Source organism: Streptomyces minutiscleroticus, from assembly GCF_014650875.1.
In the GTDB taxonomy this organism is placed as follows: Bacteria; Actinomycetota; Actinomycetes; order Streptomycetales; family Streptomycetaceae; genus Streptomyces; species Streptomyces minutiscleroticus.
This window is the reverse complement of record NZ_BMVU01000016.1, coordinates 100,536-118,619: the sequence shown is the minus strand read 5'-3', so window position 1 is coordinate 118,619 and position 18,084 is coordinate 100,536. Positions and strand designations below refer to the sequence as shown.

Below are 18,084 nucleotides of genomic sequence, written 5' to 3'. Positions count from 1 at the left end.
GCGGGGGCGCGCGGAGCGGCGCGGGCTCCGCGGGCGCCGGAACGGTGCGGGCCGGGAACGGTGCAGGGGCGCCCGGGTGGCTGGGCGCCCCTGCGGTCTGTGGGGGAAGGGGGCGGAGCGGCGGAGGCCGGGGGGAGTGTGCGCCCCCGCCGCCCCTTCCCGTCCCGGCCCCGGGGGCCGGGCCCCCGGACCCTCTTCGCCCCGGGTGGGCCGCCCCGGGGTTCCCCCGGAGGGGGTGGCCCCGGGGCGGGCCGAAGCGGGCGGTGAGGGCGGGGGAGTGGGAAAGCGCCGGTCGGCGGTGGTTACGGCACCACCACGATCTTCCGGCCCGTGCCCGCGGCGAACTGCTCCAGGGCCTGCGGGTACTGGTCCAGGGGCAGCCGGTCGCTGATGAAGACGTCCGGGTCCAGGACGCCGTTCGCGAACAGCTCCGCCGCGCGCTCGTAGCTGTGCAGGACCGCCATCGAGCCCGTGATGGTGATCTCCTGGTTGTAGATGCGGTACGGGTCGATCTCCACGCGGGTGGCGTAGTCGGCGACGCCGAACTGCAGGAACGTGCCCGCCTTCGCGACGCGGTTCAGACCGTCCTGGATCGCCCGCGCGTTGCCGGTCGCGTCGATGACCACGTCCCAGCCCTGCGGGCGGTCGAGCTCGTCGGCGCTCGCGGCCGAGGCGGAGACGCCGAGCTGCCGGGCGGTGGCCAGGCGCTGGTCGTTGATGTCGACCACGTCGACGCTCGCCGCGCCGGTGCGCTTGGCCAGCTCCAGCATCATCAGGCCCATGGTGCCGGAGCCGTAGATCAGCACGTGGGCGCCGAGCCGGGACTGCAGGACGTCGTAGCCGCGCACGGCGCAGGACAGCGGCTCGATGAGGGCGGCGTCCTGGGTGCGGACGTGCTCGGGGAGCTTGACGCAGTTGGCGACGGGCGCCACCGCGTACTGGGCGGCGCCGCCGGCCGTGGTGACGCCGATCGCGGCCCACCGCTCGCACATGTTGTTGTGGCCGATGCGGCAGTAGCGGCACTCGTAGCAGTACAGGGACGGGTCGACCGCGACGCGGTCGCCGACGGCCACCTCGGTGACCTGGGTGCCGACGCCCACGACCTGGCCGGCGAACTCGTGGCCCGGCACGATCGGCAGCTTGGGCGCGAACTCGCCCTGCAGGATGTGCAGGTCCGTGCCGCACAGGCCGCAGGCGGCGACCTCCACGACGACCTCCCGGGGGCCCGGCGTCGGGTCCGGGACCTCGGCGACGACGGCCTTGCCCACGGACTCGATGACGGCGGCCTTCATTTCACTGCTCCCAACGATAGGCCCTGGACCAGCTTGTCCTGGGCGGCGAACCCCGCGGCGAGCACCGGCAGGGAGATGACGAGCGACGCGGCGCACACCTTGGCCAGGAACAGGCCCTGGCTGGTGATGAAACTGGTCAGGAAGACGGGGGCGGTCTCGGCGACCACGCTGGTGAGCACCCGGGCGAAGAGCAGCTCGTTCCAGCTGAAGATGAAGCAGATCAGGGCGGTGGCGGCGATGCCCGGCATGGCGATCGGCGCGATGATGCGGGAGAGCACCGTGGGCAGTTTCGCCCCGTCGATCTGCGCCGCCTCGATGACCGCGACCGGCACCTCGGCGAGGAAGGACTGCATCATCCACACCGCGATCGGCAGGTTCATCGAGGTGTAGAGGATGACCAGGAGCCAGATGTTGTCGAGCATCCCGGTGTTCCTGGCGAACAGGTAGAGCGGCAGCAGGCCGGCCACGACGGGCAGCATCTTCGTGGAGAGGAAGAAGAACAGGACGTCGGTCCACTTCTTCACCGGGCGGATCGACAGCGCGTACGCGGCGGGCAGGGCCAGCAGCAGCACGCACAGGGTCGACACGACCGAGGCCACGGCCGAGTTGATCAGCGAGGGCCAGGGGCTGGCGCCGCCGCCCGCGCCGAAGAACTCGCGGTAGCCGTCGAGGGTGAGCGGGGCCAGCCAGGAGGGCGGGTTGGTCGCCGCGTCCGTCTCGGAGTGGAAGGACGTCAGCGCCATCCAGGCGATGGGCAGGAAGAAGACGATTCCGGCCAGCCAGGCGACCAGGCCGAGCCAGGTCCCCTTGCGGCGGGTGCGCGTGTGCAGTGCGGTGTCGCTCATGCGCGGGAGGCCTCCTCGCGGAACAGGGACGACACCACGCGCAGCGCGAAGGTCGCGATGATGAGAGAGCCGATGACGACCAGGACGCCGGCCGCGGAGGCGAGGCCGTTCTCGTGCGCCTGGTAGAAGCTCTGGTAGACGGTGTAGGGCAGGTTCGCGGTGCCGAGGCCGCCCGAGGTGAGCGTGAAGACCGCGTCGAAGTTCTGCACGATGTAGATCGAGCCGAGCAGGGCGCCCAGTTCCAGGTAGCGGCGCAGGTGCGGCAGGGTGAGGTAGCGGAAGATCTGCCAGTTGCTCGCGCCGTCGACGCGGGCCGCCTCGATCTGCTCGTGGTTCCGGCTCTGCAGGCCGGCGAGCAGGATCAGCATCATGAACGGCGTCCACTGCCACACGAGGGACATCTCGACGGCGAGCAGCGGGGTGTTCGAGATCCAGTCGGGCTGGGGGCCGCCCACGTAGTGCAGCAGGCCGTTGAGCAGGCCGTACTCGGGGTTGTAGAGCACGTGCTTCCACAGCAGCGCGGCGGCGACCGGGACGACCAGGAAGGGCGCGATCAGCAGCGTGCGGACGATGCCGCGGCCGCGGAACTTCCGGTCGAGCAGCAGCGCAAGGCCGAGGCCGAGGACCAGGCTGGCCAGCACCACGGCGGCGGTCAGCAGGATGGTGGTCCACACCGAGCGGCGCAGGTCCGCGTCGGTCAGGACCTCCGCGTAGTTGCCGAACCAGGTGAAGTGGCGGGCCTTGGGGTAGAGCGCGTTCCAGTCGAAGAAGGAGATCACCAGCGTGGCCACGAAGGGCAGCTGGGTGACGATGATCATGAAGACCAGGGCGGGGAGCAGCGGGGCGCGGGTGACCCAGCCGCGCAGCCGGGAGGAGGGCTGCTTCGCGGTGCTCGCGGGAACGGCGGCCACGCGGGCCGTGGTGGTGGCGGTCATCGTCCCTCGTACTCCTCGGCGATCTCTTCAGCGAGCTGCTGGGACTTCTTCAGGGCCGCGTCGACGGACTGGCGTCCGGCGATGGCCGCGCTGATCTCCTGGGAGACCTTGGTGCCGAGGTCGGTGAACTCGGGGATGCCGACGAACTGGATGCCGGGTGCCGGGCGCGGCTGCACGCCCGGGTCGTTGGGCCGCGCGCTCTCGATGGCCTCGCGGGTCATCTCCTGGAAGGCCGACGCCTCCTTGGCGTAGTCGGGGTTCTCGTACGTGGAGGCGCGCTTGCCGGCGGGCACGTTGGACCAGCCGGACTCCTCGCCGACCAGCTCCTCGTACTCCTTGCTGGACGCCCAGGAGACGAACTCCCACGCCTTGTCGGAGTTGCGGGAGGCCTTCTGCATGCCCCAGGCCCAGGTGTAGAGCCAGCCGGAGCTCTCCGTCCTCTCCACCGGTGCGGGCGCGTAGCCGATCTTGCCCGCGACCGGGGACTTGTCCGCCTCAAGGGAGCCCGCCGCGGAGGTGGCGTCGTACCACATGGCGGTCTTGCCCTGCGTCATGTTGTTCAGGCACTCGGCGAAGCCGGCCTGCGGGGCGCCGGACTCGCCGTGCTCGCGGACCAGGTCCACGTAGAACTTGACGGCCTTCTCGAACTCGGGGGAGTCCAGGCGCGCCTTCCAGTCCTTGTCGAACCAGGTGCCGCCGAAGGTGTTCACGACCGTGGTGAGCGGCGCCATCAGCTCGCCCCAGCCGGGCAGGCCGCGCAGGCAGATGCCCTTCATCCCGGACTCGGCGCCGTCCACCTTCGCGGCGATGTCGGCGACCTGCTGCCAGGTGGGGTGCTCGGGCATCTTCAGGCCTTTCGCCTGAAGGACGTCCTTGCGGTACATCAGGAAGGAGGACTCGCCGTAGAAGGGCTGGCCGTAGAGCTTGCCGTCGTCGCCGGTGAGGGACTGCCGCATGGGGGCGAGCACGTCCTTCTCGTCGTAGCCGGAGTCGTCGGCGACGTAGGAGTCCATCTCGTGCAGCCAGCCGTTGCGGGCGTAGATCGGGATCTCGTAGTTGCTGAGGGTGGCGACGTCGTACTGGCCGGCCTGGTTGGCGAAGTCCTGGCTGATCTTGTCGCGGACGTCGTTCTCCGGCAGCACGGTGAAGTTCACCTTGATGCCGGTCTGCGCGGTGAAGTGGGCCTTGGTGAGCTTCTGCAGCTCCACCATCTGCGGGTTGTTCACCATCAGGACGTTGATGGAGTCGCCGCCGGAGCCCGCCCCGCCGGCTCCGGTCCAGCAACCGGAGAGCAGAGGGGCGAGCAGCGTCCCTGCGGCGGCCGCGACTAGCGCTGTGCGCGGCCTCCGTCGGCTCTGGGTGCGCATGGATTGCTCCTGGACTTATGGGGATCAAAGGGGCGTGTCGGCGATGCGGGGTGCCCCGGGGGGAGTCGTGCGTGTGTGAGGGGTCGTGCTGTGTACGGTGATCGGCTGATCTGCTTACGGAACCAAAGGGGAGGCGGCGTCCGGGCCGGGCGGCTCAGACCCGGATGACCTGGGGGCCCTGCAGCGAGTAGCGGTGGGCCTCGGACGCCGGGAGGTGGGTGCTGGTGACGATCGCCTCCAGAGCGCTGACCTCGGCGAACCGGCAGAAGCTGACGGCGCCGAACTTGGTGTGCACGCCGGCGAACACGGTGCGCCGGGAGGCCCGGATCGCCTGCGCCTTGACCTCGCTGACGGCCGGGTCCGGGGTCGTCAGCCCGTGCTCGCGGGAGATGCCGTTGGCGCCGATGTAGGCCAGGTCGACGACGAAGCCGGCCAGCATCTTCGTCGTCCAGTGGTCCACCGTCGCCAGCGTGCCGGCCCTGACCCGGCCGCCGAGCAGCAGCACCGTGATGTTGTCCGCCTCCGCGAGCGAGCCCGCGGTGGCGAGGGAGGCGGTGACCACGGTGAGCGGCCGGTCCCGGGGCAGCGACTCGGCGATGAGCTGTGGGGTGAAGCCCTCGTCGACGAAGACCGTCTCGGCGTCGCCGAGCAGGTCGGCCGCGGCGGCCGCGATCCGCCGCTTCTCCGGCACGTGCATGGTGGTGCGGAAGGCGAGGGTCGTCTCGAAGCCCGCGCTCTCCACGGGGTAGGCGCCGCCGTGGGTGCGGCGGACCAGGCCGTGGTCCTCCAGGGCGCGCAGGTCCCGCCGTACGGTCTCCTTGGCGACACCCAGCCGGGCCGCGAGCTCGTTGACGTCGACGGAGCCCGTACGGCGGGCGGTCCGGACGATCTCCCGCTGCCGTTCCTCCGCGCTCACGGCGTCACCCACCCTTGTCTGCCCGCGCACCATTGCCCGTTCGGGCCCGGTCGGGCCCACGGGGGAAGTTCTACCCTGGGTACGCGAGGCTGACCAGGTCTGTTGCACTTCCGATGGTGCCCGTCTGTGCCCGTTCGCGGGCATCGGGGGTGTCGCCGGACCTGGGGCGGGGCGCGATTCGGGCAGACCGCCTGCCCGAACGGCGGGCGGGCGGGCCCGTTCGGTGCCCGCCCGCCTCTTGCGCCGGTCTCGTCGCCGTGCTTGTGCGGCCGCCGTGTCAGGGCGGCGGCCGGACGTCAGTACGGCCAGATCGGCGGGTTCGTGGTGAAGTGGCCGCCGAGGCACGCGTGGTCCGGGTTGTCCGGGTCCAGCTCGCCCTGCTCGGCGATCAGCTTCTCGGCGTACGGCTCGGAGTCGTCCTGCGGCTCGTAGCCGAGCGCGCGGGCGGACGAGAGGTCCCACCACAGGCGGGTATTGGCCGACGAGCCGTAGACGACGGTGTGCCCGACGCCCTCGGCGGTCAGCGCCGCGTGGAAGAGGCGGGCGCCGTCGGCGGGGCTCATCCAGACCGACAGCATGCGCACGCTGGTGGGCTCGGGGAAGCAGGAGCCGATGCGCACGGAGACGGTCTCCAGGCCGTGCTTGTCCCAGTAGAGCTGGGCCAGGTCCTCGCCGAAGGACTTGGACAGGCCGTAGAAGGTGTCCGGGCGGCGCGGGGTGCCGACCGGGATGAGCGGGTCGCCCTCGCGCGGACGGGGCGTGAAGCCGACCGCGTGGTTGGAGGAGGCGAACACGATCCGCCGCACGCCCTCCTCGCGCGCGGCCTCGTAGAGGTTGTACGTGCCCTGGACGTTGGCGGCCAGGATCTTGTCGAAGGAGGACTCCAGGGAGATGCCCGCCAGGTGGACGATCGCGTCGGCGCCGCGCACGGCCTCGCGCAGCGCGTCCCGGTCGGCGAGGTCGGCGGTGATCGCGCCGGGCGCGTCGTCGAGGGGGCGCACGTCGAACAGGCGCAGCTCGTAGCCGTATTCGGGCAGCAGTTCCCGCATCAGGGTGCCGAGTCCGCCGGCGGCGCCGGTGAGCAGGACGGTGCGGGGAGCGGGCATCCTCGGTCTCCTTGCCATTCCAGCTGTATTCATGTACGGCATTCACATCCGTGGACACGCTAGGGAGCGGGGCCCCTGTGCGTCAAGAGGCGCGACGGGGCGGGAAATCCGCTCCTGAAAGGGATGTTTCGCCGCTTGACCCCCCTTGGAGGGGCCCTTAGCGTGGGCGCGTTCAGAAATATGGACATGGATCAGAGACATGCACGGGCGTCCGCCCGTGACCGCCTGCCTGCCCAGGAGGGCCCGTGACGTCAGCCTCCCTCGCCGCCCGGCTCGGCATTCCCAGCGGGCCGCTGTTCTTCCCCGTCACCGCGTACGGACCCGACGGCTCCGTCGACCTCGGCGTCTACCGCGAGCACGTGCGGCGCGGCGTCGCGGCCGGTGCCGCCGCCGTCTTCGCCTGCTGCGGCACCGGCGAGTTCCACGCCCTGACGCCCGAGGAGTTCCGGGACTGCGTCCGGGCGGCCGTGGAGGAGGCCGCCGGGCGGGTGCCCGTGGTGGCCGGCGCCGGCTACGGCACCGCGCTCGCCGTCCGCTACGCGCGGCTCGCGCACGAGGCCGGCGCGGACGGCCTCCTCGCCATGCCGCCCTACCTCGTCGTCGCGGGCCAGGAGGGGCTGCTGCGGCACTACCGCGAACTGGCCGCCGCGACCCCGCTCGACGTGATCGTCTACCAGCGCGACAACGCCGTGTTCACCCCGGGGACCGTCGTCGAACTGGCCCGCACGGACGGGATCGTCGGCCTCAAGGACGGCCTCGGCGACCTCGACCTGATGCAGCGGACCGTGAGCGCGGTGCGCACGGAGGTGCCCGGCGACTTCCTCTACTTCAACGGCCTGCCGACCGCCGAGCTGACCGGACTCGCCTACCGCGGCATCGGCGTCACCCTGTACTCCTCCGCCGTGTTCTGCTTCGCCCCCGAGATCGCGCTCGCCTTCCACCGCGCGCTCAACGCCGGCCCGGCCGGCGACGCCGCGGCGAACCGGCTGCTCGACGGCTTCTACCGGCCGTTCACCGAACTGCGCGCCCAGGGCCGCGGCTACGCCGTCTCGCTGGTCAAGGCGGGCGTACGGCTGCGCGGACTCGACGTCGGGCCCGTGCGCCCGCCGCTGCACGAACCGGCCGAGGGTCACGTCAAGCAGCTGGCGCAGCTGATCGACCGCGGCTACGGACTGCTCGCGGAGCAGGAGCAGGAGCGGAAGACGGCGGGGGAGGGCGCGTGAGGGCGTCGGCGTTCGTCTACCCCTGGGACGTCGACGGCGACCCCGAGGCCCCGGCGCGCATCGCCGGACTCGGCGTGGCGCAGGCGACCCTGGCCTCCGCGTACCACTCCACCCGGGCGCTGACGCCGCGTCATCCGCGCCACCGGGTGGTGACCGCCCCGCACGCGGCCGTGCTCTACCCGGCGGACGGGGCGCGCTGGGCCGGCCGCCGGCTGCGCCCGTACCCGGCGGGGGACTGGGCCCCGGGCGACGCCTTCGGCACCGCCGCCGAGGCGCTGGCCGGAGCGGGCCTGGAGGTGCACACCTGGGTGGTCCTCGCCCACAACTCCCGCCTGGGCGAGGAGTTCCCGGACACCTCCGTCGTCAACGCCTACGGGGACCGCTACCCGTGGGCGCCGTGCGTCGCGCAGCCGGAGACGCGCGAGTACCTGGTCGACCTGGCGGCGGAGGCCGCGGTCCGGCCGGGCGCGAGGGGGACCGAGCTGGAGTCCCTGGGCTGGTACGGCCTGGCCCACCTGCACGCGCACGACAAGATCGCGGGGGTGGGGCTCGGGGAGGCCGGCCAGTACCTGATGTCACTGTGCTTCTGCCCCGCCTGCCGGGACGGGTACGGGCGGCACGGGCTCGACCCGGACGAACTGGCCGCCGCCGTGCGGCGGGCCCTGGAACCGGTGTGGCGCGGCGAGGCGTCCGACGCCGGGTGGGAGACCGTGGAGAAGCTGCTCGGCGCCGGGCCGGCCGCCGCCACCCGCGCGTGGCGGGACGCCGTCGCGCGGGAGCTGCAGACGGACGCCGTCACGGCGGTGCGGGCGGCCGCCCCGGACGGCTTCCGCATCCTGCTGCACGCGGACCCGGTGTCGTACCACTGCGGCGCCAACGCGGGCGTCGACCCCGCGCACGTCCTGTCCGTCGCCGACGGCGTGGTCGTGCCGTGCACGGGGAGCCCCGCCCTGCTGACGCCCTTCGCCGAGCAGGGGCGGGGCATCCTGGCCGCCAACCTCACCGTGGTCCGGGGGATGGGCGGCAGCCCGCACACGCTGGCCGCGGACGCGGCCCGCGCGGCCGCCCTGGGCGCGCGCGAACTGCGGCTCTACCACGCCGGCCTGGCGTCGGACGAGGACCTGGAACAGGTGCGGGAAGCCCTGCGAGAGCTTCGGTAAGCGCTTCCGCGCAGGAGCCGTCCGTCCACTGGTGAGGTGGGCGGACGGCCCTTCGGCATGCCCGTGTATGGGATGCACGGTGATAGCAAGCGCTTTCAAATCATGCGGACTTTTCTTGTCAGAAGCGTTGACGGGGCCTTCGCGCGCTCCTACCTTCGTCGCGTCGTACTTCGTACGTCATATATGAGACGCGATACGCGAGTTCGGGATTCCTCCCCCTTTTGTGCCATCCGTGCCCTTCGAGAGGCCCGTATGACCTCTGTGCCCCTGCCGATCCCCTCCCGCACGCAGTACGTGCTGGAAGGGATCAAACACCGCATCCTGACCGGGCAGCTGACCTCCGGGCAGGCCCTGGTCGAGACCGAGCTGGCCGCCCAGTACGGCGTCTCCAAGACGCCCGTGCGGGAGGCACTCAAGACCCTGGCCGGCACCGGACTCGTCGTGATGAGCCAGTACAAGGGCGCCACGGTGCGCATGGTCGACGCGGACATGGCGCGCGCGGTCTACGACGTGCGGCTGCTGCTCGAACCCGAGGCGCTGCGCCGCTCCGTGCGGCGCGCCGCGTCCCTGGAGGCGGCCCGCACGGCACTGCGGGACGCCGACGACGCCGCGGACACGGCGCGGCGCTCGCTGGCCAACCGCGCCTTCCACCGCGCCCTGTACGCGCCCTGCGGCAACCCGCTGCTGGCCCGGATGCTCGACGAGGTCCGCGACCAGGCCGCGCTGGTCTCGGCGGTGGCCTGGGCGGCCGACCCCTCCTGGGAGCGGGAGGCGGCCGAGCACCGGGAGATCCTGCGGCTGGCGCAGGAGGGCGACGCGGACGGGGCCGCGGGGGCCCTGCACGCGCACATCGCGTCGTTCGTGCGACGGGCCTTCCCCGGGGCCCCCGGAAAGGGTGAGCAGGCATGACCGCGACCACAGCCACGTTCGAGGACCGGCGGACGGCCCTCGCCGACGTGGTGGCCATCCCCGTGACCCCCTTCGCGGCGGACGGGACCGTCGACGCGGACGTCCAGCGCGTCCTGCTGCGCCGGCTGCTCGACGGCGGCGTCCGCGTGCTGACGCCGAACGGGAACACCGGCGAGTTCTACGCCCTGAACCCCGACGAGCGGCGGCTGGTCACCGAGCTGGCCGTCGAGGAGGCGGGCGGCCGGGCCGCCGTGCTGGCCGGCGTCGGCCACGACATCCCCACCGCCGTCGCCTCGGCGCGCCACGCCCGCGAGGCCGGGGCGGACATGGTGATGGTCCACCAGCCCGTCCACCCCTACGTCTCCGACGGCGGCTGGGTCGCCTACCACCGGGCCGTCGCCGAGGCCGTGCCCGAGCTGGGCGTCGTCCCCTACGTCCGCAACGCGCGGCTGCCCGGGGCGCGCCTGGCCGAGCTGGCCGACGCCTGCCCCAACGTCATCGGCGTGAAGTACGCGGTGCCGGACGCCGCGCGGTTCGCGGGCTTCGCCCGGGACGCGGGCCTGGAGCGCTTCGTGTGGATCGCCGGCCTCGCCGAGCCGTACGCGCCCTCGTACTTCTCCGCCGGCGCCACCGGGTTCACCTCGGGCCTGGTCAACGTCGCGCCGGCCGTCTCCCTGGACATGATCGAAGCGCTCCGGTCGGGCGACTACACGGGCGCGATGAAGGTGTGGGAGCAGATCCGCCGCTTCGAGGAGCTGCGCGCCGCCCACGGGTCCGCCAACAACGTGACGGTCGTGAAGGAGGCGCTGGCCTCGCTCGGCCTGTGCCGCCGCGACGTCCGGCCGCCGAGCAGCCCGCTGCCGGACGCCGAGCGCGCCGAGATCGCCGCCATCGCCGCGGGGTGGCCGGCATGAGCGACAGCAAGGAGCCGAGACGGCTGCGCAGCCACCAGTGGTACGGGACCGACGGACTGCGCTCCTTCAGCCACCGCGCCCGCACCCGCCAGCTCGGCTACCTGCCCGAGGAGCACCTCGGCAAGCCGGTGATCGCGATCCTCAACACCTGGTCCGACATCAACCCCTGCCACGTCCACCTGCGCGACCGGGCGCAGGCGGTCAAGCGGGGCGTGTGGCAGGCGGGCGGCTTCCCGCTGGAGTTCCCGGTGTCGACGTTGAGCGAGACCTTCCAGAAGCCGACCCCGATGCTCTACCGCAACATGCTCGCGATGGAGACCGAGGAGCTGCTGCGCTCCTACCCGGTGGACGGGGCCGTGCTGATGGGCGGCTGCGACAAGTCCACGCCCGCGCTGCTGATGGGCGCCGCCTCCGTCGACCTGCCGGCCGTGTTCGTGCCCGCCGGGCCCATGCTGCCGGGCCACTGGCGGGGCGAGGTCCTCGGCTCGGGCACCGACATGTGGAAGTACTGGGACGACAAGCGCGCCGGGCTCATCGGCGACTGCGAGATGGCCGAGCTGGAGAGCGGTCTGGCCCGCTCGCCCGGCCACTGCATGACGATGGGCACCGCGTCCACGCTGACGGCCGCCGCCGAGGCGCTCGGCGTCACCGTCCCCGGCGCGTCCAGCATCCCCGCCGTCGACTCCGGGCACGACCGGATGGCCGCCGCGAGCGGCCTGCGGATCGTGGAACTGGTGCGCGGGGACCGGAGGCTGTCGCAGATCCTCACGCGGGAGGCCTTCGAGGACGCCGTCACCACCGTGCTCGGGCTCGGCGGCTCCACGAACGCCGTGATCCACCTGATCGCGATGGCGGGCCGGGCCGGAGTGAAGCTCACGCTCGACGACTTCGACCGCATCGCGCGCACGGTCCCGGTGCTGGCGAACGTCCGCCCCGGCGGACGGAAGTACCTGATGGAGGACTTCCACTTCGCGGGCGGGCTCCCCGGGTTCCTGTCCCGGATCGCCGACCTCCTCCACCTGGACCGGCCGACGGTGGCGCACGACACGCTGCGCGAGCAGATCCGGGGCGCCCTCGTGCACGACGACGACGTGATCCGCCCCCGGGACAACCCGGTCGCGAGCGAGGGCGGGGTCGCCGTCCTGCGCGGCAACCTCTGCCCGGACGGCGCCGTCATCAAGCACATCGCCGCCGAGCCGCACCTGCTCAGGCACACCGGACCCGCGGTCGTCTTCGACGACTACAGGACCATGCAGCGGACCATCGACGACCCGTCGCTGGACATCACCGCCGACAGCGTGCTGGTGCTGCGCGGCTCGGGTCCCCGGGGCGGCCCCGGCATGCCGGAGTACGGGATGCTGCCCATCCCCGACCACCTGCTCAAGCAGGGCGTACGGGACATGGTGCGGATCTCCGACGCCCGGATGAGCGGCACCAGCTACGGTGCCTGCGTGCTGCACGTGGCGCCCGAGTCGCACGTCGGCGGCCCGCTGGCGCTGGTGCGCGGCGGCGACCTCATCACCCTCGACGTCGCCGCCCGCACCCTGCACCTCCACGTGGACGACGCGGAGCTGGAGCGCCGCCGGGCGGCCTGGACGCCGCCGCCCGAGCGGTACGAGCGGGGCTACGGCGCCCTCTACGACGAACAGATCACCCAGGCGGACACCGGCTGCGACTTCGCCTTCCTGGCCCGCCCCGGCAAGGTCCCGGACCCCTACGCGGGCTGATCCGGCCCGCCCGCCCGACGCACCCGGTCCACGCCTGCCCGTCCGGCCGGCCGCCCCCGGCCGACCCGCCGGACACCACGCGCGAAGCGCTTCACCGCACGCACCCGTACGGAACGGAGAACAGTCATGGCCCAAGCCGCAGCCGTGGCGAAACAGCCCGCGCCACCCCGGCGGCGCCGTGGCTCGGCGACGCCCCGCAGACTCCCGTATCTGCTGATCGCCCCCGCCGGCCTGCTGATGCTCGGCTTCATCGCCTACCCGGTCATCAGCGTCTTCTACTACAGCCTGCGGCACCACAACCCCACCAAGCCCTGGCGCAACGGCTTCGCGGGCCTCGACAACTTCGTGCGCGCCTTCACGGAGGACCCGCGGTTCTGGGGCACGCTCACCTTCAGCGCCAAGTGGGTCCTCGTCGAGGTCGGACTCCAGCTGCTGTTCGGGCTCGCGCTCGCCCTGATCGTCAACCAGACGTTCGTGGGCCGCGCGCTCGGCCGCGCCCTGGTCTTCTCGCCCTGGGCCGTCTCCGGCGTCCTCACCTCCGCGATCTGGGTGCTGCTCTACAACTCCCAGACGGGCATCACCCGCTACCTCGCGGACCTGGGCGTCGGCGAGTACGGCACCAGCTGGCTGTCCGACACCGCCACCGTCTTCCCGGCCGCGGTCGTCGCGGACCTGTGGCGCGGCGTGCCCTTCTTCGCCATCCTCATCCTCGCCGACCTCCAGTCCGTCTCCAAGGACCTGTACGAGGCCGCCGAGGTGGACGGCGCGAGCCGGCTGCGGCAGTTCTTCCACATCACGCTGCCGCACCTGAAGGACGCCATCATCCTGTCCACGCTGCTGCGCGCGGTGTGGGAGTTCAACAACGTCGACCTCCTCTACACCCTCACCGGCGGCGGGCCCGCGGGCGAGACCACGACGCTGCCGCTGTACATCGCCCACACCAGCGTCGACGCGCACGACTTCGGCTACGCCTCCGCCCTGACCACGGTGGCGTTCGTGATTCTGCTGTTCTGCTCGGTCGTCTATCTGCGGCTGAGCAAGTTCGGAGGCGGCGACAAGTGATCACCAAGATCCCCGAGGCCACCGCGCCCGCCCCCGCGCCCGCGCACCGGGCCCCCGAACCGCCGCGCCCGGCCGGGCGCCGCCGTGCCTGGGACGAGGCGCCCCGCTGGCAGATCTACCTGCCGCTGTCGGTGTACCTGGTCTTCACCCTCGTCCCCTTCTACTGGATCCTGCTGTTCGCGCTGCGGCCGCCGGGCTCGACCTCGCTCGTGCCCTGGCCCATGACCTTCGAGCACTTCGAGAAGGTGTGGACCGAGCGGGCCTTCGGCACCTACTTCCAGAACAGCGTGCTCGTCGGCGTCGCCACCCTGGTGACGACCACGCTCGTCGCGCTCGCCGGCGGCTACGCCCTGGCCCGCTTCGACTTCCGGCTCAAGCGCGGCTTCATGCTGGCGCTGCTGTGCTCGCAGTTCGTACCGGGCGCGCTGCTGCTGGTGCCGCTGTTCCAGATCTTCGCCGAGCTGCGGATGATCAACTCGCTGGGCAGCGTCGTCATCGCCGAGACCGTCTTCCAGCTGCCGCTGTCGATGATCTTGATCAGCGGCTTCATCAGGAACGTCCCCTACTCGCTGGAGGAGGCGGCCTGGGTCGACGGCTGCAACCGCTTCAGCGCCTTCCGCGTCGTGGTCCTGCCGCTGCTGCGGCCCGGCCTGGTCGCCGTCGGCTCCTTCGCCTTCGTGCACTCCTGGAACCACTTCCTGTTCGCCCTGATGTTCCTCAGCGACCAGGACCGGCAGACGATCCCCGTCGGCCTCAACACCCTGATGAGCTCCGACAGCGTCGACCTGGGCGCGCTGGCCGCGGGCGGCATCATCGCCGCCGTCCCCGTGGTGATCGTGTTCGCCTTCATCCAGAAGTGGCTCATCACCGGCTTCAGCGCGGGGGCGGTGAAGGGGTGAGCGACACGACCGCCGCAGGGCGGGCCCCGCTGCCGGTCGTCCTCGCGGGCGCCCGCGGGCACGGGCAGTGGCACCTGCGCAACATCCGCCGCCTGCAGGACGCGGGCCTGGTCCGCCTCGCCGGCGTCTGCGAGCTGACGCCGCTCGGCGGGCCGGAGCTGGACGGGCTCGGCGACCCCCTGCAGTCCGCCGACTTCGCCGCGCTGCTCGACGCGACGGGCGCGGCCGCCGCCGTGGTCTGCACGCCCATCCCGACCCACACCGACCTGGCGCTCACCGCCGCCGCGCGGGGCGTGCACCTGCTGCTGGAGAAGCCGCCCGCGCCCTCGTACGCGGAGTTCCGCCGGATGGCCGACGGCGTGGCCGCGGCCGGGGTCGCCTGCCAGATCGGCTTCCAGTCGCTGGGCTCGCACGCCGTGCCCGCGATCCGGGAGCTGCTCGCCGAGGGCGCGATCGGGCGGGTCACCGGCGTCGGCGCGGCCGGGGCCTGGGCCCGTGACGAGGCGTACTACCGGCGCGCGCCCTGGGCGGGCCGGCGCCGCCTCGACGGCGCCGACGTCGTCGACGGCGCGCTGACCAACCCCCTCGCGCACGCCGTCGCCACGGCCCTGGCCCTGGACGGCTCCACCCGCGCCGAGGACGTGGCCGGCGTCGAGACCGAGCTGCTGCGCGCCAACGAGATCGAGTCCGACGACACCTCGTGCGTCCGCGTCACCACCGCGCGCGGCGGGCGCGTCGCCGTCGCCGCCACCCTGTGCGCCGAGGCGCCCGGCGAGCCGTACGTCCTCGTGCACGGCACCAGCGGCCGGATCACCTTCTGGTACAAGCAGGACCGCGTCCTGGTGCAGCGCTCCGGACACGGCCCGTACGAGCTGGAGTTCGGCCGGACCGACCTGCTGGAGAACCTCGTCGACCACCTGGCGGGCCGCGCCGGGCTGCTGGTGACGCCCGAGTCGACCGGCGCCTTCATGCGGGTCGTGGAGGCGGTCCGGCGGGCGCCGGACCCGGTCGCGCTGCCGGACGGCGCCTGGTACGCCGTCCCCGGGGAGAACGCCCCGCGCCGCGTCGTGCGCGGCGTCGACGCGCTCGTCGGGACCGTCGCCGACACCCTCGCCCTCTACTCCGAGCTGGGCGCCTCCTGGGCGCTGACCGACGAGGTGAGCACCTGATGAACGACTCCCCGGTCCTGCGCGTCGCGGGCCGACCGGTCGGCCGCTACGTCACCCGGCCGGAACTGCCGGCCCGGCTCTCGCCCCGCCCCTATCTGCACCCGGTCACCACGCGGGGCGGCACCGCCGTCACGGAGCTGAGCCCGGCCGACCACCTCCACCACCTCGGCGTCGGTGTCGCCGTTCCCGACGTCGAGGGGCACAACTTCTGGGGCGGGCGCACCTTCGTCCGCGACCGGGGCCCCACCGAGCTGGACAACCACGGGGCCCAGCGGCACACCGGCTTCCGGCTGTGCGACCCCGACGGGTTCGTGGCGGAGCTGCGCTGGGTGGCCGGGGGCGGCGAGCTGCTGCGCGAGCGGCGCACGGTCGCGGCCGTCGGACTCACCGACACCGCCTGGGCGCTGGACTTCACCTTCTCCCTCACCAACACCACCTCCGGCCCGCTGTCGATCGGCAGCCCCGCGACGAACGGCCGCCCGGGCGCCGCGTACGGCGGCTTCTTCTGGCGGGCCCGCAAGGAGTCCGCGCCGCCCGGCGTGTTCACCGCGCACGCCGAGGGGGAGGAGGCGGTGCACGGCCGGTGCGCCGACTGGGTCGCCCTGGTCGGCGGCGCGTGGACCCTGGTCTTCGCCGGGGCGACCGACCGCACCCGGCGGGACCCGTGGTTCGTGCGCACCGCCGAGTACCCGGGCGTCGGCTCCTCCCTCGCCCACGACGCGCGCCTGGAGATCCCGGCCGGCGGCACGGCGGTGCGCCGGGTCGTCACCGTCGTCGCCGACGGCCGCCTCGGCAGGGACGAGGCGGCGGCCCTGGCCGGGAAGGCGGTCAGCCCGTGAACGCGTCCTTCTCCGCCGACCTCGGCGACGGCACGTACCGCAACCCGGTCCTGGACGCCGACTGGTCCGACCCCGACGTGATCCGCGTCGGAGAGGACTTCTACCTCACCGCCTCCAGCTTCGGGCGCGCGCCGGGGCTGCCCCTGTTGCACTCCCGCGACCTGGTGAACTGGACCCTCGTCGGGCACGCCCTGGACCGCCTCGAACCGGCGCGGGAGTTCGCCGTCCCGCGCCACGACCGCGGGGTGTGGGCGCCGTCCCTGCGCCACCACGGTGGCCGCTTCTGGATCTTCTGGGGCGACCCCGACCACGGGATCTTCCAGGTCAGCGCCCCGGACGTACGGGGTCCGTGGACCGCGCCGCACCTGGTCAAGGAGGGCAGGGGGCTCATCGACCCGTGCCCGCTGTGGGACGGGGGGACGGGCGAGGCGTACCTCGTGCACGCCTGGGCCCGCTCCCGCTCCGGGATCAAGAACCGGCTCACCGGCCACCGCATGCGGCCCGACGCCACCGGCCTGCTCGACGACGGCAGGGTGATCGTCGACGCCGACCGCATCCCGGGCTGGTTCACGCTGGAGGGCCCGAAGCTGTACCGGCGCGACGGCTGGTTCTGGATCCTCGCGCCCGCCGGAAGCGTGGAGACCGGCTGGCAGGGCGCCTTCCGCTCGCGGGAGTTCTTCGGCCCGTACGAGGAGCGGATCGTCCTGGAGCAGGGCGGCACCGACGTCAACGGCCCGCACCAGGGCGCCTGGGTGGACACCCCGTCGGGCGAGGACTGGTTCGCGCACTTCCAGGCGCGGGGTGCGTACGGGCGGGTGGTGCACCTGCAGCCGATGCGCTGGAGCGGAGCCGGGGACGGCGGGGACGGCGAGGGCGGCTGGCCGGTGATCGGGGACGCGGGCGAACCCGTCCGCACGCACCGCAAGCCGGACCTGCCGGCGCAGCCGCCGGCCGCGCCCGCCACCGACGACGACTTCCCCGGCGGCCGGTTCGGGCCGCAGTGGCAGTGGACCGCCAACCCCCGCGACGGCTGGACCGTCCCGCACGCGGGCGACGGCCTGCGGCTGGCCTGCGTACGGACCGGGGGAGCGGACGACCTGCGCGCGCTGCCGCACGTCCTGACCCAGCGGCTGCCCGGCGTCCCCGCCGTGGTCACGGTGGACCTGAGCCTCGGCGGCACCGCGCCGGGCGCCCGGGCGGGGCTCGCCGTGCTCGGGGACGCGTACGCCTGGATCGGGCTGCGGCGGGAGGCGGACGGGTCCGTGCTGCTGGTGCACCGGTTCGCCGAGTCCGCGGCCGGGGCGCCGCCCGCGCCCCCGGAGCGGGACGCGGCGCCCCCGGTGGCGGCGCCCGCCGGACGGGCCCGGCTGTGGATCGAGACCGGCCCCGGCGCGCGCTGCCGCTTCTCCTACGACGTCGGGGACGGGCGCAGGCCGTCGTCAGGACCCGTCTTCGCCGCCACCCCCTGGCGCTGGGTCGGCGCCCTGCTCGGCCTCTTCGCCCGCGCGCCGGGCGACGGCCCGGGCGGGGCCGGAGAGGACGGCGGGGGCGCGGGTCCGGCCACCTTCACGCGGTTCCGCGTCACCCCCGCACCACGGGCCCGCTGAGGGCCCGCCGCACCCCGTCCCCGTACGGCGTCCGGGAGCCGCCATGACGCAGCACCGTCGTAGCAAGCGCTTGCCAGGGCCGGGCGGGACCCCGGCAGCCGACAGGACCGCCGA

At 73.2% G+C, this 18,084-nt stretch carries 16 protein-coding genes; 10 read left to right on the top strand and 6 right to left on the bottom strand.

Annotation, left to right across the window (positions count from 1 at the left end; genetic code table 11):
• Nucleotides 1–302: 302 nt before the first annotated feature.
• From IE271_RS18075 to IE271_RS18050, 6 genes are all read right to left on the bottom strand, one after another.
• Nucleotides 303–1,292, bottom strand: a complete 990-nt coding sequence (locus tag IE271_RS18075; protein ID WP_190191372.1) for a zinc-dependent alcohol dehydrogenase family protein — start codon at nucleotides 1,290–1,292, stop codon at nucleotides 303–305.
• Complete coding sequence (locus IE271_RS18070) at nucleotides 1,289–2,137, bottom strand: carbohydrate ABC transporter permease (protein WP_190191371.1); 849 nt, start codon at nucleotides 2,135–2,137, stop codon at nucleotides 1,289–1,291. The genes IE271_RS18075 and IE271_RS18070 overlap by 4 nt, the downstream gene beginning before the upstream one ends.
• On the bottom strand, nucleotides 2,134–3,072 hold the full coding sequence (locus IE271_RS18065) for a carbohydrate ABC transporter permease (RefSeq protein ID WP_190191370.1): 939 nt from the start codon (nucleotides 3,070–3,072) through the stop codon (nucleotides 2,134–2,136). Before IE271_RS18065 ends, IE271_RS18070 begins: the two co-directional genes overlap by 4 nt.
• Nucleotides 3,069–4,439: an ABC transporter substrate-binding protein gene (locus tag IE271_RS18060; RefSeq protein ID WP_190191369.1), complete on the bottom strand. Its 1,371-nt coding sequence runs from the start codon at nucleotides 4,437–4,439 to the stop codon at nucleotides 3,069–3,071. The genes IE271_RS18065 and IE271_RS18060 overlap by 4 nt, the downstream gene beginning before the upstream one ends.
• Before the next feature lie 154 nt (nucleotides 4,440–4,593).
• Nucleotides 4,594–5,388 carry a DeoR/GlpR family DNA-binding transcription regulator gene (locus IE271_RS18055; protein ID WP_190191408.1) on the bottom strand — a complete coding sequence of 265 codons (795 nt, stop codon included), beginning with the start codon at nucleotides 5,386–5,388 and terminating at the stop codon, nucleotides 4,594–4,596.
• A 263-nt stretch (nucleotides 5,389–5,651) separates the two neighbouring features.
• Entirely contained in the window at nucleotides 5,652–6,461 is an 810-nt protein-coding gene (locus IE271_RS18050) for an NAD-dependent epimerase/dehydratase family protein (protein ID WP_190191368.1), read from the bottom strand.
• Nucleotides 6,462–6,706: 245 nt separating this feature from the next.
• Here IE271_RS18050 and IE271_RS18045 point away from each other — a divergent pair, with 245 nt between their 5' ends.
• The 10 genes from IE271_RS18045 to IE271_RS18000 all read left to right on the top strand — a co-directional run bounded on the left by IE271_RS18045 (nucleotide 6,707) and on the right by IE271_RS18000 (nucleotide 17,970).
• Complete coding sequence (locus IE271_RS18045; protein ID WP_190191367.1) at nucleotides 6,707–7,684, top strand: 5-dehydro-4-deoxyglucarate dehydratase; 978 nt, start codon at nucleotides 6,707–6,709, stop codon at nucleotides 7,682–7,684.
• On the top strand, nucleotides 7,681–8,844 hold the full coding sequence (locus IE271_RS18040; RefSeq protein ID WP_190191366.1) for a hypothetical protein: 1,164 nt from the start codon (nucleotides 7,681–7,683) through the stop codon (nucleotides 8,842–8,844). The genes IE271_RS18045 and IE271_RS18040 overlap by 4 nt, the downstream gene beginning before the upstream one ends.
• A gap of 252 nt (nucleotides 8,845–9,096) precedes the next feature.
• Complete coding sequence (locus IE271_RS18035) at nucleotides 9,097–9,753, top strand: GntR family transcriptional regulator (RefSeq protein WP_190191365.1); 657 nt, start codon at nucleotides 9,097–9,099, stop codon at nucleotides 9,751–9,753.
• Entirely contained in the window at nucleotides 9,750–10,667 is a 918-nt protein-coding gene (locus tag IE271_RS18030; RefSeq protein ID WP_190191364.1) for a dihydrodipicolinate synthase family protein, read from the top strand. Before IE271_RS18035 ends, IE271_RS18030 begins: the two co-directional genes overlap by 4 nt.
• Entirely contained in the window at nucleotides 10,664–12,394 is a 1,731-nt protein-coding gene (gene araD / locus IE271_RS18025) for an L-arabinonate dehydratase (RefSeq protein WP_190191363.1), read from the top strand. The genes IE271_RS18030 and araD overlap by 4 nt, the downstream gene beginning before the upstream one ends.
• Before the next feature lie 126 nt (nucleotides 12,395–12,520).
• Nucleotides 12,521–13,456, top strand: a complete 936-nt coding sequence (locus tag IE271_RS18020; protein ID WP_190191362.1) for a carbohydrate ABC transporter permease — start codon at nucleotides 12,521–12,523, stop codon at nucleotides 13,454–13,456.
• Nucleotides 13,453–14,355, top strand: a complete 903-nt coding sequence (locus IE271_RS18015) for a carbohydrate ABC transporter permease (RefSeq protein ID WP_190191361.1) — start codon at nucleotides 13,453–13,455, stop codon at nucleotides 14,353–14,355. Before IE271_RS18020 ends, IE271_RS18015 begins: the two co-directional genes overlap by 4 nt.
• Complete coding sequence (locus IE271_RS18010; protein WP_190191360.1) at nucleotides 14,352–15,524, top strand: Gfo/Idh/MocA family protein; 1,173 nt, start codon at nucleotides 14,352–14,354, stop codon at nucleotides 15,522–15,524. Before IE271_RS18015 ends, IE271_RS18010 begins: the two co-directional genes overlap by 4 nt.
• Nucleotides 15,524–16,363 carry a DUF6807 domain-containing protein gene (locus IE271_RS18005; RefSeq protein WP_190191359.1) on the top strand — a complete coding sequence of 280 codons (840 nt, stop codon included), beginning with the start codon at nucleotides 15,524–15,526 and terminating at the stop codon, nucleotides 16,361–16,363. Before IE271_RS18010 ends, IE271_RS18005 begins: the two co-directional genes overlap by 1 nt.
• Complete coding sequence (locus tag IE271_RS18000; protein WP_190191358.1) at nucleotides 16,360–17,970, top strand: glycoside hydrolase family 43 protein; 1,611 nt, start codon at nucleotides 16,360–16,362, stop codon at nucleotides 17,968–17,970. Before IE271_RS18005 ends, IE271_RS18000 begins: the two co-directional genes overlap by 4 nt.
• Nucleotides 17,971–18,084: the final 114 nt, after the last annotated feature.

Bases quoted from the DNA above. Each gene is read 5' to 3' on its own strand.
- IE271_RS18075 (WP_190191372.1), bottom strand. From the start codon at position 1,292: ATGAAGGCCGCCGTCATCGAGTCCGTGGGCAAGGCCGTCGTCGCCGAG.
- IE271_RS18070 (WP_190191371.1), bottom strand. From the start codon at position 2,137: ATGAGCGACACCGCACTGCACACGCGCACCCGCCGCAAGGGGACCTGG.
- IE271_RS18065 (WP_190191370.1), bottom strand. From the start codon at position 3,072: ATGACCGCCACCACCACGGCCCGCGTGGCCGCCGTTCCCGCGAGCACC.
- IE271_RS18060 (WP_190191369.1), bottom strand. From the start codon at position 4,439: ATGCGCACCCAGAGCCGACGGAGGCCGCGCACAGCGCTAGTCGCGGCC.
- IE271_RS18055 (WP_190191408.1), bottom strand. From the start codon at position 5,388: ATGGTGCGCGGGCAGACAAGGGTGGGTGACGCCGTGAGCGCGGAGGAA.
- IE271_RS18050 (WP_190191368.1), bottom strand. From the start codon at position 6,461: ATGCCCGCTCCCCGCACCGTCCTGCTCACCGGCGCCGCCGGCGGACTC.
- IE271_RS18035 (WP_190191365.1), top strand. From the start codon at position 9,097: ATGACCTCTGTGCCCCTGCCGATCCCCTCCCGCACGCAGTACGTGCTG.
- IE271_RS18030 (WP_190191364.1), top strand. From the start codon at position 9,750: ATGACCGCGACCACAGCCACGTTCGAGGACCGGCGGACGGCCCTCGCC.
- araD (WP_190191363.1), top strand. From the start codon at position 10,664: ATGAGCGACAGCAAGGAGCCGAGACGGCTGCGCAGCCACCAGTGGTAC.
- IE271_RS18020 (WP_190191362.1), top strand. From the start codon at position 12,521: ATGGCCCAAGCCGCAGCCGTGGCGAAACAGCCCGCGCCACCCCGGCGG.
- IE271_RS18005 (WP_190191359.1), top strand. From the start codon at position 15,524: ATGAACGACTCCCCGGTCCTGCGCGTCGCGGGCCGACCGGTCGGCCGC.